This window comes from Chryseobacterium pyrolae, assembly GCF_025153485.1.
GTDB classification, from domain to species: Bacteria; Bacteroidota; Bacteroidia; order Flavobacteriales; family Weeksellaceae; genus Chryseobacterium; species Chryseobacterium antibioticum.
This window is the reverse complement of sequence record NZ_JANZQH010000007.1, coordinates 89,152-106,250: the sequence shown is the minus strand read 5'-3', so window position 1 is coordinate 106,250 and position 17,099 is coordinate 89,152. Positions and strand designations below refer to the sequence as shown.

The window sequence follows — 17,099 nt, the reverse complement described above, 5'->3', positions numbered from 1 at the left end:
TTGATTGGTGATAAAAGTGAAACGGGCTAAAGCCCGTTCCTATTCAATATGTTTGTCACATATAAAAAATCTGAGCAATCTGGATATATCTTTGGTAGTCTATTGAGATAATAGGTTGTACTTGCAGCCTTAATAATTTCACTTTTGAAGTGTGATAAATGAAATGTCAAAATCCTTTCCAGTGATTTGAACTTGTGGCATTGTGTTATTTGTGGTTGAAAATAAATTCAGGATTAGAAATATCAAATAACTATTCCTTTAAAAATTTTTCATAAAAAATCTGCTCCTTTGCCTGAATTTTGAGATAATAAGTTCCGGGCGGGAAATCTTCCACTTTTATAGATTTCTGCCCGTTATTTTTTCTGATCAGTTTTCCTAAATTGTCGTAGACTTCCAGCGATAGAATATCACTTTCAGAAGCAATATTCAGAATGCTTTTAACAGGATTCGGAAAAATGGCAAATTTTTCTTTTTTTACGATCTCAGAAGTATTAAGAGTTTGATTATAAATATTTCCAAAGTTGAGAATACCGTAGCCCATCTGGTCTGTATGAGCAGGGTAAATTGAAGCGGTCTGTCTGAGCTTTGTTCTCATCAGTTCTCTGTTCATCGAAGGGAAAGCCTGAATAAAACATGCCACACCACCTGCGGCAATAGGTGTTGCAATGGAAGTTCCGCTAACAGTTGCTGGTGTACTGTTCGTAACTGTTGCAGAAGCAGTTCCTCTTGCACTTGCATCTGGTTTTACACTCCCCAGGGAATTGGGTCCGTAAGATGAAAATCCAGAAGAGCTTCCTGCTGAATCTACGGAGCCTATGCTGAAAACCTTTGTATTATCTGCTGGGGTCATAATATAATGCCATGGCTGCAGTCCAGCGTTTCCGGCGGCGGCGAGAACGAAAATTCCTTTGTTCGCAGCTATTTCGGCGGCCCGTGCGATAAAAGAAGTGGTTCCATTCATATCCGAATAGGTATAGCTGTATCTCGGATCATCAAAAATATTATAACCCAGAGAAGAAGTGATCATATCAACCCCTTTTCTGTCGGCCTCCTCAGCTGCCTCTATCCAATACAATTCCTCTTCCGGAACTTCACCAACAGCATTTTCACTGCGGTAAAGGTAGAAATCTGCATCAGGAGCGGATCCTACGAAAATATCTTTAATATACCCTCCGATAGCGCCCAATACTGCTGATCCATGATTGCTGATGGAGGTATTGTAGACATTATTTGTTTTGGTAACGAAGTCATACACGGCTTTGATCTGATTATTAGTCCTAAGTCTTTCAAAAGCAGATCCGGTATCTACGTAAGGGAATCCTGCATCGATAACTGCAATAGAGACTCCAGTTCCTGTAAATCCTGCCAGATGAAGGGGCCTCACATTAATTTGGTCAATCTGTGCAGAACCTGAACCGTAATCAAAAACGGTCAGTGTCTTTTGACTGTCAGAAATGGTGTTCCATTTATTTTGAGCGGCTGTTTTAGGTACGGTTGGATTGTTTTTGGCAAAACGTCCTACAGAAGATACATAAGGTTGTGCCTGTAAAATCGTTATCTGGGCCGGAGTAGCATTCACAGCGGCTCCATTGAGCCATTTAGAATAATCGGTAACGGTAAAACCAAGATTTTGAAGATTCTGAATATAGGATTGTTCAATCGGGGCATCCTGATCATTCAGCGGAATACCTAGCGAAGTACGTCTGTTAAGGGATTTTTGAGTCAGTTCTGAAAGCGGATTGGCATAAAAAGCCGCTTTGTTCGGTTTGCCTGTAAAATAAACAAAAACAAGCTCTGTTTGTGCATTTACCGTTGAGTAACCCGCTATAAGACAAAAGAGTAAAAGTTTTTTCATGAAGTTATTTTTTATAAAGATAAAACAAAATGAATAAAATTTTTGAAAGGATTTTAAATTCCTTATTTTTACACAAATATTTATTTATGAAAAAAATTCAGATGGTTGACTTGCAAAGTCAGTATTACAAAATAAAGAATGATGTAGATAATGCAGTTTTAAATGTAATGGATTCTGCGGCTTTTATCAATGGCCCTGAAGTGAAGTCTTTCCAGAATGAATTGGAATCTTATTTAGATGTAAAGCATGTGATCCCGTGTGCTAACGGAACGGATGCTTTACAGATCGCGCTGATGGCTTTGGACCTTAAAGAAGGAGACGAAGTAATCACCGCCGATTTTACTTTTGCTGCTACAGTAGAAGTTATTCATCTGCTTAAACTGAAATCAGTATTGGTAGATGTAGATTACGATACATTCACCATCTCTCCGGAGGAGATCAGAAAAGCAATCACACCTAGAACAAAAGCAATCATTCCGGTACATATTTTCGGACAGTGTGCCAATATGGAAGAGATCTTAAAAATTGCAGAAGAATACAATCTTTATGTAATTGAAGACAATGCACAGGCAATAGGTTCAGAGTATACATTCTCAGACGGAACTCAAAAATACGCCGGAACAATGGCAACTGTGGGAACTACTTCATTCTTCCCTTCTAAAAATTTAGGTTGCTACGGTGACGGAGGTGCCATTACGACTAACAATGATGAACTGGCACACCGCTTAAGGGGGATTGTAAACCATGGAATGTACGAAAGATATTATCATGATGAGGTAGGAGTAAATTCAAGATTAGACAGCATTCAGGCTGCGGTTTTAAGAAAAAAACTTCCACATCTTGATTCTTACAACGAAGCGAGAAGAAAAGCGGCAGATTATTATGATGAAGCTTTTGCAGATCTTAAAGATATCCTTACACCGGAAAGATCAGAAAATTCTACCCATGTGTTCCACCAGTATACATTGAGAGTTCTGAACGGAAAACGTAACGAGCTTCAAAAGTTCCTTACAGAAAAAGAAATTCCGGCAATGATTTATTATCCTGTAGCATTGAGAAAGCAGAAGGCCTATTACCAGGAAAGTAATGATGCAGATTTTGTGAATACAGATAAACTTCTGGATCAGGTAATATCTCTTCCAATGCATACCGAATTAGATGAAGAGCAGCTGAAGTATATTACGGATGCTGTATTGGAGTTTATGAAATAGAATGAAAGGGAAAGTTTTTCAATATAAAATTGTTTATTGGCTTTCAATTTTAATTAATTTAATTTTTTCAGCTGTATTTGGGTTTGCATCTGTTAACAGAATAGTTACAAATTCATTTTTGATAAAAAGAGATATTATTTATTCATTATCTATAATTATTATAGCAATATTATCGATTATTGGTTTAGTTTCTTTGATTATAAAATATAAGCAATCAATTAGAATTTTTTCATATACTTTGATTTTGCTGATAATAACATTACATTAGGAATTTTAGAATCAATTTTTATTAGAAAAAACTTTGGAAACGACACAAATGATTATATTTTAGTCCCAATTTTATATCTGATTATGATTGGGCTATTCATTTTAATACAAAAGTCTAAATTTAAAGACAATTCTGTATTTTTAGAAATTGAAGAAATAGGAAAACACGCAGATAAAAAAAAATATTACAAAAAAAATGGCAGTACTTGTTACAGGCGGGCTTGGATATATAGGGTCACACACAGTAGTGGAATTACTTAACGACGGTTTTGAAGTGGTTATTGTAGATGATTTATCCAACTCGGAAAGATTTATTTTAAAGAATATCGAAGAGATTACAGGCAAGAAGCCGTTTTTTTATCCTTTCGATTTAAGACGCAGAGAACTGCTTGCTCAGGTTTTTGATGCTCATCAAATTGAAGGATGTCTTAATTTTGCAGCTTCTAAAGCGGTAGGAGAGAGTCAGGTCAAACCATTGGATTATTATGAAAATAATTTATTCACTTTAATCAATATTCTTCAGGAATTTAAAGAAAGAGGAATTTCAAATTTTATTTTCAGCTCGTCCTGCACAGTATATGGACAGGCCGAGAAAATGCCAATTAATGAAAATACTCCGTTGAAACTTCCTGAAAGTGTATATGGTAAAACAAAGCAGATGGGAGAGGAAATTTTGACTGATTTTGCGAAAGCTTATAGCAGGAAAATTTCTCTTTTAAGGTACTTTAATCCAATTGGTGCTCATCCATCCGGTAAACTAGGAGAACTTCCAATAGGTGTTCCTAATAATTTGATTCCCTATGTTACCCAAACAGCAGTTGGGATTCGTGAGAAACTCAACATTTGGGGTGATGATTATGATACGGAAGATGGTACAGCTGTTCGAGATTATATTTATGTTGTGGATCTTGCTAAAGCTCATGTAAGCGCACTTAAGAAATTAATGCAAAGCAATGAAGAAACGGTTATAGATATATTCAATCTGGGAACAGGAAAGGGCTCATCAGTATTGGACGTTGTGAAAGCTTTTGAAACAGCTAATAATGTGAAGGTTCCTTACCAGATTTGTGCGAGAAGAGAAGGTGATATTACCGTTGCTTATGCTAATGCTGATAAAGCTGAAAAAGAACTTCACTGGAAGTCTGATACACCTTTGGAGGAATCATTGAGAACAGTCTGGAAATGGCAACTGTATCTGGATTCAAGGCCTGTTTAAAAGTAAATATTTTAGAATACATTATAAGATATTCCCCTATAATCCTCACTATTTTATATTTTAGAAGAGTGGAGGTTTTTTTACAGAATTTTAATTAAATTTAATATGAAAACACAGAAAATAGGTATTACATTTTCCTCATTTGATTTACTGCATGCAGGACATATCAAAATGCTTGAAGAAGCTAAAACAATATGCGATTATCTAATCGTAGGACTTCAGATTGATCCGTCTCACGATCGTCCAAATAAAAATAAACCAAGCCAGACCATTGTTGAGAGATATATTCAACTAAAGGCTGTGAATGCTGTGGATGAGATTATTCCTTATTATACAGAAGAAGATCTATTGGATATTTTGAAGTCTTTTGTGATCGATGTAAGGATCATTGGTGATGATTACATGGATAAAGACTTTACTGGTAAGCAATATTGTGAAGAGAAAGGAATAGACATCTTTTACAACAAAAGGGACCATAGGTTTTCTACCAGTGACCTTAGGAAAAGAATCTATGAAGCCGAAAAAGAAAAATACGAAAAGGCTGAGACCGTAAAATAAAAAAAATCCCGAAAATATTTTTCGGGATTTTTTATTGTATTACATTGGACTTTGCTGATCATCTCCAGCTGCATTGGAGTTGATGTCTTTTTTCCTTTTCGGCTGTTCTACCTTCTCACCTTGTTTGAATCTGTAAGTCAGAGAAACTGAGAACTGTCTTGGTTGCCATTGCATATAAGAATCCCTTACGCTATTTGCTGTATATGTTGTAGATCTCATTGCTCTGGTATTAAAAATATCCTGAACGTTGAATGCTAAAGTTCCGTCACCTTTCCAAATGGTTTTAGAAGCACCGAGACTGATGGCATACATATCTTTTCTATCCTGGTAAGCCGTTTTCTGGCCCCCTCTGTAGAATCCTTGTAGCTGGAAACTGAATGTTTTATCCACTTTAATCGTTGAAGAAAGTCTCGCTCTTGTTGAAAACCCCTTACCGTTAAAATCAGCAACAGCCTGAATAGGATTGCCATCTTTATCAAAGGTGTCATATAGAGTGCTGCCTTTTGTATTGTAACCAAACAAATCTACATTTCCTAAGAATTTTAACCAACTTGTTGCGTCCCAGTTGAAGTTTAAATCTACACCGAAACGGTCATCTGTACCCAAGTTAATTGGTTTTGTATGAGATTCTATACGCTTTGGATCAATAATAGCTCCATTTTCATCTGTAGCCAAAATATTATACACTAACATTTTTGTATCATCAGTCTGATGTCTGTAATACAGCGTAGGGTTGATCGTGAATTTCTTTTTTGAAATGCTATATCCAAATTCAAAAGAGTCTACATATGATGGATTAAGATCAATGTTTCCGTCAAAAATATTTTGGTTATCATTATAACTCGGGTTAGGAATCATAAAGAATGATCTTGGGCGGTCTATTCTTCTTGTGTAGTTTAATAGCAACTGATTATCCTTAGCGAATTCATAACTTAAATATACGCTTGGGAATAAGTTATTGTAATTTTTAGTAGTTGCGGGTACATTTTTCTTGGGATCAAGGCTTAGGTAATTAATATCTACATTCGACAATTCATCTCTTACACCCACCTGATAACCTAATTTTCCGATTTTACTTTTGAACTGTAAATAAAAAGCATTGAAAGTCTCCTTATATGTTGCATCATAAGTGTATGGTTTAAGGAAATCTAATGGCTTTGTTGTCGTGCTCTCACGAACATCATTACTATAATCATTGGTATTGATATCAATTCTATATCCTGCTTCTAATTTTGAATATTCACCAATAGGCAACTCATAATCGGCCTTACCAATAACAGATTTGTTAATTGTATTTTGATTAATGATATCTTTCAGATTATCATTAGTATCATCAATATTGGTATCGTTGTATGATCGGCTTCTCTGTAAACTTAATGATAATGATAAATTTTGTCCTTTATCATCAAATTTATGATCTAGTCCGAAATCACCTTGAAAAGCGAGGTTGTTGTTTGTTCCGAAAGTACTTCTGTTTGATGTATAAAAAGGATTTTTAAGAGGAGTGTAGCGGTAATCAATATTTCCAAAATTTTCGCTGTCAAAAGTTCTTACGGTTCCTGATGCGTTTACTGAAGTTTTTTCAGAAATATCATAAACGATACCTGCAGAAGCGTTATAGTTGTTGTTTTTACTTTTAGTTTCAGAGTCAGTATTTCTTTGTACCAAATCATCATCTAATTTAGCATTGTTAAAATAATCATCATTTCTACTGGTATTTTTGGATTCCCTGTAGCCTCCGCCACCATTTAGAAACCATGTAAAGTTCCCTTTTCTCCAGTTAAGATTCGCATTAAGGTTGGTTTGAGGAAGGTAACCTAAAGTTCCGATAACACTACCGTTAAAACCAGTCTTCTTGCTTTTCTTTAAAATAATATTCAAAATACCCGCTGTACCACTTGCTTCAAATTTAGAAGAAGGGTTGGTGATCACTTCAATTCTATCGATCTGATCGGCAGGGATACTTTGAAGTGCATTGGCACCATCATCTATCCCAAGTAAAGCAGAAGGCTTTCCGTTGATCAGGAATTTCACATTAGAGCTTCCTCTCATCGAAACAGTACCGTCAGTATCCACAGAAACAGAAGGAACGTTAGAAAGAACATCCTGAAGATTTCCTCCTTTACTTACAATATCCTGAGAAGGGTCGTAAGTTCTTTTGTCCAGCTCTACTTTATAGGGTTTCGTAGCTGCTGCAGTAATAACGACTCCCTGGATTTCCTGAGTTTTACCATCAAGAGTGGTTGTAGCTTCCGGTTGTATAGATAAAGCACCAATGTTTCCTGGGCCTGCAATGTTTTTATTGACAATGCTCTTTTTGTAGTCAATGGCTTCTACTGTGATATCATAATTTCCAGGAGCTAATTCCAGCTTGTACTGTCCCTTTTCGTCGGTGAGTACAGCATCGCTTAATGACTTATTCGCTTTATTGCCGAACGTCACAGAAGCATAAGGAACCGGCTGGTTGTTTTTGTTGACAATCATTCCCGTAACGCCTGCTTTCTCCTGTGCAAAAGCCATTGCGGCTGCCGAAAGTACAAAAGTAAGTGCTAACGTTTTTTTTGTGAAAATGTTGACAATTTCCGTCTGATTCATAGGGTATTTTTTGTGTAAAATCGTGAAAGTATAACTCTTAATATTGTGAAATCATTAATTGGGTTGATTTTCAGAATATTAAAATTTATGTATTATTTATAGATGTATAAGTCGTATGTAAGTGTTAAAAGTTAATTATGGTATTGTTAAAATATAGTTAAATTAGTTTTTTATTTAATATTTTTCGAATTGAGCCAGTCCTGATAAGCTTTTGCGTTGATTGCGTGCTCTTCTGCGCTGGCAGTAAATTTATGATAGCCAAACCTTGCAGGGTCAGCACACATAAATATATAATTGTTGTTTTCTGCATTTAAAATGGCATCTACAGAATTTTTGTCCACAACACAGATCGGTCCCGGAGGAATTCCTGCATTAGCATACGTATTGTAGGGTGATGGTGTAGACAGATGTTTATAAAGCACCCTTTTGATTGGTTCCTTGAAATTTGTCTGCTTGTTGATCGCATAGATCACCGTAGGATCAGACTGAAGTTTCATTCCCTTTCTGTATCGGTTCAGGTATAATCCGGCAATCGTCCTCATTTCATCTTTCTTTCCACCTGATTCTTTATAAACGATAGAAGCCAGTGAATAAATCTGCTCTCTGGTAAGCCCAGATTGCTGTTCCTGGTTTTTTCTTTCACTCGTCCAGAATTCATTGTACTGTTCATCAAACTTTTTGAAAAACTCCCTCGGACTTACCGTCCAGAAAAAATTGTAAGTATCGATGAAGAAATACTTCTTTAAATCCTCTGCATTTTTATATCCTTTCTCTACTGCTATCTGATCCAGGTCATTGACAAAATGTAAAGAATCCAGTTCAGTCTTTTTGGTTACTTTTCCTATCATCTGATACATATCTCCAAAATCTCCAATTCTGAAGCTGTTTTCAGCCTGATTTCCTGCCTTGATCATATTTACAAGCTTCGTGTTTCCTTCCCCTGACTGGAAATGGTAACGGCCCGGTTTAAAATATTTATCCAGATCTTTATCCTTGGCTACAGCTTCAAAAGCTTCCTTATCTTTTACATATGGACCTACGGAGTCAAGGATCTGCTTGAAATCCGCTTTATGGGGAATCAGAACATAGCCGTCCTTTTCCACATTGTTTCCATAATATTTATTATAAAATCTCAAACCAAAAAATCCTGCCGCTCCAAAAATAAGAAGAGCAATAACGAGAACCGTTTTTTTCATTATTAAAAAATTGATTAAAAGTTTGTTTTTAAATAAGATCTATTTTACCTCTAAAAACTTGCTTCGCAGGACCTTCCAGCCAAATATTTTGAAAAGAATTTCCGTTTTTCTCAGCATGAACTTTAAGATTGCCGCCTAAAGTTGTAACTTTTACAGAGATTAGATTGTGTTTTTGCAGAAAAGTTAAAGCAGAAGCGGTAACTCCTGTTCCACAACTGAAAGTTTCATCCTCAACGCCTCGTTCATAGGTTCTTACAAAAATTTCATCATCAGTAATTTTTTCCACAAAATTGACATTGATGCCCTTTTCTTTATAATTTTCTGAATTTCTGATGCCATGTCCCTGTGCAAAAACATTGTAATTCACAAGATCTTCCACATATTTTACATAATGAGGTGAGCCTGTATTCATCACAGTATCTTCTCCGTCCATGGAAACAGCATCCACATCAATCATTTTTAATTTAATGATACCGTTATGGATTTCAGCTTCATGTTCGCCGTCTGTAGCAATGAATTTACATTTATCTTCAAAAATATCAAGGAAGAAAGCAAAAGCTACAAGACATCTTCCGCCATTTCCGCACATTGTACTTTCGCCACCGTCTGAATTATAATAAACCATTTTGAAATCATAACCACCTTCGTTTTCCAAAAGGATAAGTCCATCGGCACCAATTCCAAAACGTCTGTCACATAGTTTTTCAATAAGATCTTTCTCCTTTGGAAACTGCAGATCCCGGTTGTCTATCATCACAAAATCATTCCCAGTCCCTTGATATTTATAAAATTCCATATTCTTTTAGTGTAAAATTAACGAGCAAAATTAATATATTTAAAATGAAAAACGAACAGTGTTAGCTGTTCGTTTTCTTATTTATAATCGTTTTATCTAAATCCGCCTCCGCTTGGCTGCTGTCTCGTAGAACCGCTGCTTGGCTGAGTGGTACTTGGGGAGCTTGTGCTTCCTCTAAACCCACCATTGGATGATTCTGTTGGTCTGGTGGTGTTTTGGTTTTGGTTCTGATTATACTGTTGTGTATTTCTGAAACCGCCACTGCTTTGATTATTTTGGCTTCCCTGATTATTCTGATAACTTCCACTTTGATTTCTAAAGCCTCCATTGTTCTGGCTGCCCTGTGGTCTCTGGTTGTTATTGTAACTGACGTTGTTATTCGGGTTTCGGAATCCGTTTCCGTTTCCGTTATTGTTTCCACTGCCCGTAGGCTGACCTCTGAATCCGTTATTCGGTCTTTGGGAAGTTACTGTAGTTTTTCTTTCTACATATACTTTTCTTCGGCTGTTTCCTGAATTATAGTAATAATAAGGAGCACCATTATCATAGTAATAGTTGACGTCATTTCTGTAATAGTAGCCGTCATTTCCATAATAACCGCCGTTTCCGTAATAACCGGAAGGAGCATAATAAGATCCGTTATTATAGTATGGATCTCCGTAGCCATTGTTCGAATATCCGTCAGTATAAGCTAAACACGATGACAAACTGGCAATAGCAACGATGCTGAATGCTATTTTAAATAAATTTTTCATGACTTTATTGTATATTTTTCTCTTTTAAACTTTTTTTCCAATTGAGGTATCCTAAGATAGCCATTATAGTAAATACCAAATATTGAACCGAAGTGATTCCAAGCTCCTTAAAAATCATCATAGGCATGCAAATAAAATCTCCGATGATCCAGAAGATCCAGTTGTCAATGCGTTGTTTGGCCATAAACCACATACCCACTAAAAATATAGAAGTTGTGATCACATCCAGCCAATTGGCCCAATCAAGATGATACAATCCTAAATGAGTTCCGTCCATGGAAAAGTGATTGTCTATATAAGGTTTGTAATAATAAATAAGCGTTACCAGAGCCAGGCTTAAGAAAAAAAGAGCAGCAGCAAATATTCGTTCTTTTTTTGTAGCCCAACTTACCTCTACATGAATGTTATCATTTGAGTTTTTCGACCACAAGACCCAGCCGTAAATACTCATTGCCGTATAATATACATTGATCATACAGTCGCCGAGCAGACCGAAATTGAAAAGAATATATACATAGATCAACGTAGAGATGATGCCTGTGGGATAAACCCAGATATTCTTTTTAATTGAAAAATAGACGCTCAAAATTCCGAAAACCGTACCTGTAGCTTCCAGCATAATTTGTCCGGCACTGTAGTTTTCATACGGCTTTACGAAAAGATCATATAAATTCATGCGATCAAAATTAAACAAAAATTAACACTTTTGAAAATAAATTAAATAAAGTGTAAATCAGTTTTTTAAATATTTTTATGTAAAATAAATCACGAAAGTTTGTCAATAAACGTTAAGGTTTGTAAAATTTTTATATTTTCGTAAATCTTTAATTAAATAAAAAAACATGTCTAAAATTTGGGTTAAGAAACCAATGAGTGCTTATGAAGCTGATATCAAAAAGAGCCAGCTGAAACGCGTTCTGGGGAAATGGAGCCTTACTGCTATCGGGATCGGAGCAATTATCGGAGGAGGAATTTTTGTACTTACAGGAACGGGTGCCTATTATAATGCCGGGCCTGCACTGGCACTTTCATTTGTAATTGCGGGCATCGCCTGTGTATTTGCGGCACTTTGTTATGCCGAGTTCGCTTCCATTCTTCCGGTAGAAGGTTCAGCATATGCTTACGCGTATGGAACCGTAGGTGAAATTTTTGCATGGATTATTGGATGGGGGTTAATACTGGAATATGCAATGGGGTCGATGACCGTCGCCGTATCCTGGTCAGGGTATTTTGCCAAACTCCTCAAAATGTTCGGATTGCATTTGCCTGCTTATCTTACTACAGATCCACAGACCTATATTGCAGCAGGAAACTCAGGATTTTCTATGAATCTACCTGCATTTTTAATTGTTTTCTTTGTCATCTCTATCCTTGTAAGGGGAACGAAAGGTGCGGCTAAAGCGAATAATTTTATTGTAGTACTTAAGGTTTCTGCTATCATTTTCGTAATTATTGCAGGTTCTTTTATTATTTTTAATTCGGCAGATCCTTTTAAAAACTGGGTTCCTTTCATTCCTGAGGCTACAACCATTACGGAAAACGGGGTCTCCCATTCTGCTTATGGTATCGCTGGAGTAGTGGCCGGAGCATCGGCAATTTTCTTTGCTTATGTAGGTTTCGATGCCGTTTCTACGCAGGCCGGAGAAGCTATTAATCCTAAAAAAGACGTGCCATTTGCAATCATCGCTTCGTTGATCATCTGTACACTTCTATATATCCTTGTATCTTTAGTGTTAACCGGAATGATGCATTATACAGACTTCAATCCACTTGGGAAATATCCGGATGCGATCAAAGCACCTGTAGCCTATGCATTTGATATTGCTGGATACGCCTGGGCCGGATACATTATTACCATTGCCGCTACGGTAGGACTAATCTCTGTATTGATGGTAATGATCATGGGACAGTCAAGAATTTTCTTAGGAATGTCGAAAGATGGATTGATCCCTGCTACTTTTTCAAAAGTAAACCCTAAAACAGGAGTACCTACAAAAAACCTTCTTATTTTAGGAGTGCTGATTGCTATTGTAGCCTCTCTTACCCCGATCAATGATCTTGCACACATGACAAGTTTCGGAACTTTATTTGCCTTCACAATGGTATGTGTAGCGGTTTGGGTACTAAGAGTAAAAGAACCAAATCTTCAGAGAAACTTTAAAGTTCCTGCTTTGCCACTTATTGCTTGTTCAGGTATCGCGATCAATGTTTATCTGATCTTTAACCTGAGCAAAGAAGCACAGATGTATTCTTTTGCATGGCTGATCATCGGATTTTTTGTTTATTTCCTGTACAGTAAAAAGCACTCAAAACTTCAGAATGGAGGATATGGGGAGACTTTCAAAGCTGAGCAGGAGCCATTAGAAAAACCTGATTTAGATTAATAAAAAATATCAACTTCAAATCCACAGAATTTTCTGTGGATTTTTTATTTTTGTCTATATGAAAAAGCTTTTACCATTTTTATTTTCCTTTTTAGGGATTTTTACATTGTCTCAACAAATAGAAAGTTTTGAGACGATTCTTAATGATAAAATAAGCATTCGGGCTTTGGAGCTGTACGATGGAAAGGTCTGGTACAGCGGGACAGATTCGAAATTTGGTTTTGTTGATCTTAAAAATAAAGAAAATCAAAAGCAGCTACGTTTGTCGGATAAAAAACTTCAGTTTAGAACACTGGCGCAGGATAAGAATTCATTATATGCCATTAATATTGAAAGCCCTGCATATTTTTTTAAAATTGATAAAAAGAATCTCAGGTCAGAAATTGTTTTTACAGATACTGTTAAAACCGCTTTTTATGATGCATTGCACTTTGTGAATGATAAACTGGCTTATACTTTTAGCGATGCAGATCAAGATATGATGTTTAAGTTGGCGGTATATCGGAACGGAAAGTGGGGGATGTTTAAAAGTAACGTAAAATTAAATCCTGGTGAAGCGGCTTTTGCAGCAAGTAATACCAACATCGCTTCAACAAAGAAACATCTGTGGATTGCCACAGGAGGAAAATCTTCGAGAATTTTGAGATTAAACCTTAAAAGTGAAGAAATTGAAATATTCAATACCCCTTTTATCCAGGGAGAATCTTCTCAGGGGATGTATTCAATAGATTTTTATGATGACAAATTCGGGATTGCCGCAGGAGGTGATTATACCAAGCAGGACGCAAATGTCAATAATCTGGCCACTACAAATGATGGTGGCGAAAGCTGGCAGATTCAGGCTTCCGGAAAAAATGCAGGCTATACAACTTGCGTGAAAATTAAACCTGGCTCTAAAGGAAAAGAGATCATTTCGGTAGGGGATCAGCATATCAGCTATTCTTCTGATTTCGGGAAAACCTGGAAGAAAATTTCAGATGAGAAAGGATTTTTTGTTTGCAGTTGGGTAGACGGAAATACAATTGTTTTTGCGGGAAAAGACAGGATTTCAGTGATGAAATTGAAATTTTAATTATTTTAAAATACAAGGGAAACGGATAAAATATTTCATCCAATAACTCAATCAGAATTTTAAATTTTATCTATAGAATTTATCATTATTTGAGAAATTCCAGTAACGGTCGTATTTAGACTCGTTATAAAATACAAGCTAATATATTTCATGGTTTAAAATTCATAAGGAATGGTTAATTTTGTAAGGTGAAATTTTTTTAGACTAAATTTCATCACTCGATAATATTTTAAATTTTGAAATGAATTCTTTAATAGATAAGTATAATATTCCCGGACCACGTTACACGTCTTATCCTACCGTTCCTTATTGGGATGAATCTACATTTTCACCCGAAAAGTGGAAGGAGACTGTGATCAGGTCTTTTCATGAGAGCAATGCAGAGGAGGGAATTTCTATTTATATTCACCTGCCTTTCTGCGAGGCATTGTGTACGTTCTGTGCCTGTCACAAGCGTATCACAAAACAACATAGTGTTGAAATTCCATACCTGGAAAGCGTTTTGAAAGAATGGAAGCTTTATCTTGAGCTTTTTGAAGAAAAACCGAAACTGAAGGAACTTCACCTCGGAGGGGGTACACCTACATTTTTCTCACCTAAAAATTTGAAAACGTTACTTGAAGGGATTTTTGAAACTGTAGAAATAGCAGAGCATCCTGAGTTCTCTTTTGAAGGTCACCCGAATAATACGACAAGAGATCACCTTCAGACTTTATATGATCTTGGATTCAGAAGAGTAAGTTTTGGAGTTCAGGATTATGATCCTAAAGTTCAGAAGGCGATCAACAGGATCCAGTCTTTTGAAAATGTAAAAAATGTAACGGAATGGGCTAAGGAAATCGGCTACCGTGGAATCAGCCATGACCTTGTCTTTGGGCTTCCGCACCAGTCTTGGGATGCGATGGAACATACGATCAGAAAAACAATGGAATTGAAGCCGGACAGACTTGCCTTCTATTCTTATGCACACGTTCCGTGGGTAAAAGGAGTAGGACAGAGAGGTTTTGATGAAAATGATCTTCCGAGCGGCGAAGAAAAGCGTCGTTTGTATGAAGATGGAAAAAAACTGCTTCAGGATTTAGGATATATTGAAGTAGGAATGGACCATTTTTCCCTGGAACATGATGATTTGTACCAATCCCTGATCCATAAAAAGCTTCACAGAAACTTTATGGGCTATACCTCAAGTAATACCCAATTGATGGTGGGGCTTGGAATGTCTGCCATTTCAGATTCCTGGTATGCTTTTGCCCAGAATGTAAAAACGGTAGAAGAATATCAGAAGATTGTGGAAGAAGGGGAGATTCCTGTGGTAAAAGGTCATATTCTGAATGAAGAAGATCTTACGGTGAGAAGACATATCCTGAATTTGATGTGTCAGCTTGAAACAACCTTTACTGACAAAAATTCGTTCCCTGAACTGGAGAATGCATTTGAAATGCTGGAAGAAATGGAAAAGGACGAATTGGTGGAGATTTACGACAATCAGATTAAGATTACTGAAAAAGGAAGAGCATTTACGAGAAATGTTGCCATGGTATTTGATCTCAGAATGATGAGAAATAAACCGGAAACGAGAATTTTCTCTATGACGATATAAAACAAAAGCGGTTCGATTGAACCGCTTTTTTATTGGAGTAAAATAGGTGTCATTTAATAATAAGTTTTTGACTGTAAGATTTCACATCTCCCGATTTGATGATAAGATAGTAGACTCCGGCAGGAATTCCTGTAATATCTACACTGCCGTCATTTTCTATTTTTACTTTCTCTAAAACTATTTTCCCTTCCGTACTCATAAGGTCTACCGTACTTTTTAGGTCTGAAAGGCCTTCGATGAAAACTTTTTCAGATGCCGGATTGGGGTGAATGCTTATAGGGTTAAATTCAGAAGTTTCATCTGTTCCCAGAGTTCCTGTCGTGATTTTAAATATTTTCCCGCTGGTGACTGCCGCTACAAAAAGCTCTTTCTGGGAGTTTTGTCCGAAAGTAGAAAAGTTATTACCGGCACTTGCAGGGCTCCAGACAATAGAATTATCCGTGTTTAGAATTCCAACCTGGGTAGAACAATAATCTGCGAAGAAATATTTTCCCTGAAGCGCAGGGTATTGGGTGCCCCTGTAGACATATCCTCCAGTGATGGAACATCTGCCGCCAGAATGGTTGTATACTGCGACTGGAAAGGTCATTGTCCCCATAGCTGCACATCCGGCTGTATTGTAAGCATTGTTACCTTCATAACAGCGCCATCCATAATTGATTCCTGCCTGAGTTATAGGCATTTTATTAATTTCTTCAATGGCTCCCTGTCCTACATCGGCAATCATCACATTTCCTGTATCTGTATCAAATGAGAATTTCCACGCGTTTCGGAGTCCATAGGCCCAGATTTCATCGGCTCCGGCCACTAAAGTCCCGGCAAAAGGGTTTCCGGGGGGAATATTATAAGGTCCTGTAGCATTCACATCTATCCTTAACATTTTTCCCAGAAGTGAATTTATATTTTGGGAATTGTTGCCAGGGTCACCACCGCTTCCACCATCTCCTGTCACTATCCAAAGATTTCCATCAGGAGCAAAATGAATGCTTCCACCATTATGATTGTCAAAAGGTTTTGGAATATTCAACAGGATCTTTTCAGAAGTCGGATCTGCAATGTCTGGATTGGTAGGGTTAACTGAATATCTCGCTACGATAATGTTTCCTGCAGTGTTGTTGTAATACACAAAGAAATATCCATTCGTAGTATATTGCGGGTGGAATGCAAGTCCCAGAAGACCTCTTTCACCCCCATACAGAATTTTGGAACTGATATTTATAAAGTCAGCGCTGTTGATGGTTCCATTGGGTTGAATGATTTTGATGATTCCGTTCTGCTGTACGACGAAAAGCCGGGTGTCATTGGCATTTGTAATTTCAACGGGACTGGTAAGCCCGGACGCAAATTCTACTAAATTAATGCTTTGAGAATTAGCAATTAAAGAACAAAAGATGCCTAAGGTAAAAAATAGTTTTTTCATAATATTTTGATATTTAGTGTATTGATAAATGAATGAAAATTTTATACCAATCAGAATTTGAAAATTTCATTACGATAAGGAAGAAAAATTGTTAAATCTAAAATAGAAATTAAAACCCCGATATATCTGAAAATAAACCATTTCTGCTGTTAAAAAATTCATAAAATAATAATA

General features: G+C 36.6%; 13 protein-coding genes. 6 read left to right on the top strand and 7 right to left on the bottom strand.

Translation table 11 applies throughout. The annotated features are described in order from the left end of the window. Nucleotides 1-250 precede the first annotated feature (250 nt). A complete protein-coding gene (locus NZD88_RS15090) occupies nt 251-1,855 on the bottom strand; it encodes a S8/S53 family peptidase (RefSeq protein WP_259830215.1) in 1,605 nt (534 codons plus the stop codon). 86 nt (nt 1,856-1,941) lie between these two features. Between NZD88_RS15090 and NZD88_RS15085 the strand changes: the two genes are divergently transcribed. The 3 genes from NZD88_RS15085 (at nt 1,942) to NZD88_RS15075 (ending at nt 5,107) form a co-directional block, all read left to right on the top strand. Then, nucleotides 1,942-3,066 (top strand): DegT/DnrJ/EryC1/StrS family aminotransferase, encoded by a 1,125-nt coding sequence (locus NZD88_RS15085; RefSeq protein WP_259830213.1) that lies wholly within the window; start codon nt 1,942-1,944, stop codon nt 3,064-3,066. Between the two features lie 463 nt (nt 3,067-3,529). Then, nucleotides 3,530-4,549: a UDP-glucose 4-epimerase GalE gene (galE, locus tag NZD88_RS15080; protein WP_259830211.1), complete on the top strand. Its 1,020-nt coding sequence runs from the start codon at nt 3,530-3,532 to the stop codon at nt 4,547-4,549. 105 nt (nt 4,550-4,654) lie between these two features. Next, on the top strand, nt 4,655-5,107 hold the full coding sequence (locus NZD88_RS15075) for an adenylyltransferase/cytidyltransferase family protein (RefSeq protein WP_259830209.1): 453 nt from the start codon (nt 4,655-4,657) through the stop codon (nt 5,105-5,107). Between the two features lie 39 nt (nt 5,108-5,146). Here NZD88_RS15075 and NZD88_RS15070 read toward each other — a convergent pair whose 3' ends face one another. The 5 genes from NZD88_RS15070 to pnuC all read right to left on the bottom strand — a co-directional run bounded on the left by NZD88_RS15070 (nt 5,147) and on the right by pnuC (nt 11,125). Next, on the bottom strand, nt 5,147-7,702 hold the full coding sequence (locus NZD88_RS15070) for a TonB-dependent receptor domain-containing protein (protein WP_259830207.1): 2,556 nt from the start codon (nt 7,700-7,702) through the stop codon (nt 5,147-5,149). A gap of 170 nt (nt 7,703-7,872) precedes the next feature. Next, complete coding sequence (gene mltG / locus NZD88_RS15065) at nt 7,873-8,898, bottom strand: endolytic transglycosylase MltG (RefSeq protein ID WP_259830205.1); 1,026 nt, start codon at nt 8,896-8,898, stop codon at nt 7,873-7,875. Nucleotides 8,899-8,926: 28 nt separating this feature from the next. Then, on the bottom strand, nt 8,927-9,694 hold the full coding sequence (gene dapF / locus NZD88_RS15060) for a diaminopimelate epimerase (RefSeq protein WP_259830203.1): 768 nt from the start codon (nt 9,692-9,694) through the stop codon (nt 8,927-8,929). Between the two features lie 92 nt (nt 9,695-9,786). Then, on the bottom strand, nt 9,787-10,449 hold the full coding sequence (locus tag NZD88_RS15055; protein WP_259830201.1) for a hypothetical protein: 663 nt from the start codon (nt 10,447-10,449) through the stop codon (nt 9,787-9,789). A 4-nt stretch (nt 10,450-10,453) separates the two neighbouring features. Next, a complete protein-coding gene (pnuC, locus tag NZD88_RS15050; RefSeq protein ID WP_259830199.1) occupies nt 10,454-11,125 on the bottom strand; it encodes a nicotinamide riboside transporter PnuC in 672 nt (223 codons plus the stop codon). A 166-nt stretch (nt 11,126-11,291) separates the two neighbouring features. Between pnuC and NZD88_RS15045 the strand changes: the two genes are divergently transcribed. The 3 genes from NZD88_RS15045 to hemN all read left to right on the top strand — a co-directional run bounded on the left by NZD88_RS15045 (nt 11,292) and on the right by hemN (nt 15,505). Beyond that, complete coding sequence (locus NZD88_RS15045) at nt 11,292-12,833, top strand: APC family permease (RefSeq protein WP_169235910.1); 1,542 nt, start codon at nt 11,292-11,294, stop codon at nt 12,831-12,833. Nucleotides 12,834-12,891: 58 nt separating this feature from the next. Continuing rightward, nucleotides 12,892-13,905 (top strand): WD40/YVTN/BNR-like repeat-containing protein, encoded by a 1,014-nt coding sequence (locus tag NZD88_RS15040; RefSeq protein ID WP_259830197.1) that lies wholly within the window; start codon nt 12,892-12,894, stop codon nt 13,903-13,905. A gap of 241 nt (nt 13,906-14,146) precedes the next feature. Then, entirely contained in the window at nt 14,147-15,505 is a 1,359-nt protein-coding gene (gene hemN, locus NZD88_RS15035) for an oxygen-independent coproporphyrinogen III oxidase (protein WP_169235912.1), read from the top strand. A 49-nt stretch (nt 15,506-15,554) separates the two neighbouring features. Here the strand turns inward: hemN and NZD88_RS15030 are convergent, their stop codons facing one another. Then, nucleotides 15,555-16,925, bottom strand: coding sequence for a PQQ-dependent sugar dehydrogenase (locus NZD88_RS15030; protein ID WP_259830195.1), 1,371 nt, complete (start codon nt 16,923-16,925; stop codon nt 15,555-15,557). Nucleotides 16,926-17,099 lie beyond the last annotated feature (174 nt).

What these genes read in the sequence shown, in the direction of transcription:
- hemN (WP_169235912.1), top strand. Translation starts at nt 14,147, where the DNA reads ATGAATTCTTTAATAGATAAGTATAATATTCCCGGACCACGTTACACG.
- NZD88_RS15090 (WP_259830215.1), bottom strand. Translation starts at nt 1,855, where the DNA reads ATGAAAAAACTTTTACTCTTTTGTCTTATAGCGGGTTACTCAACGGTA.
- mltG (WP_259830205.1), bottom strand. Translation starts at nt 8,898, where the DNA reads ATGAAAAAAACGGTTCTCGTTATTGCTCTTCTTATTTTTGGAGCGGCA.
- galE (WP_259830211.1), top strand. Translation starts at nt 3,530, where the DNA reads ATGGCAGTACTTGTTACAGGCGGGCTTGGATATATAGGGTCACACACA.
- NZD88_RS15055 (WP_259830201.1), bottom strand. Translation starts at nt 10,449, where the DNA reads ATGAAAAATTTATTTAAAATAGCATTCAGCATCGTTGCTATTGCCAGT.
- NZD88_RS15075 (WP_259830209.1), top strand. Translation starts at nt 4,655, where the DNA reads ATGAAAACACAGAAAATAGGTATTACATTTTCCTCATTTGATTTACTG.
- dapF (WP_259830203.1), bottom strand. Translation starts at nt 9,694, where the DNA reads ATGGAATTTTATAAATATCAAGGGACTGGGAATGATTTTGTGATGATA.
- NZD88_RS15045 (WP_169235910.1), top strand. Translation starts at nt 11,292, where the DNA reads ATGTCTAAAATTTGGGTTAAGAAACCAATGAGTGCTTATGAAGCTGAT.
- NZD88_RS15085 (WP_259830213.1), top strand. Translation starts at nt 1,942, where the DNA reads ATGAAAAAAATTCAGATGGTTGACTTGCAAAGTCAGTATTACAAAATA.
- NZD88_RS15040 (WP_259830197.1), top strand. Translation starts at nt 12,892, where the DNA reads ATGAAAAAGCTTTTACCATTTTTATTTTCCTTTTTAGGGATTTTTACA.
- pnuC (WP_259830199.1), bottom strand. Translation starts at nt 11,125, where the DNA reads ATGAATTTATATGATCTTTTCGTAAAGCCGTATGAAAACTACAGTGCC.
- NZD88_RS15070 (WP_259830207.1), bottom strand. Translation starts at nt 7,702, where the DNA reads ATGAATCAGACGGAAATTGTCAACATTTTCACAAAAAAAACGTTAGCA.
- NZD88_RS15030 (WP_259830195.1), bottom strand. Translation starts at nt 16,925, where the DNA reads ATGAAAAAACTATTTTTTACCTTAGGCATCTTTTGTTCTTTAATTGCT.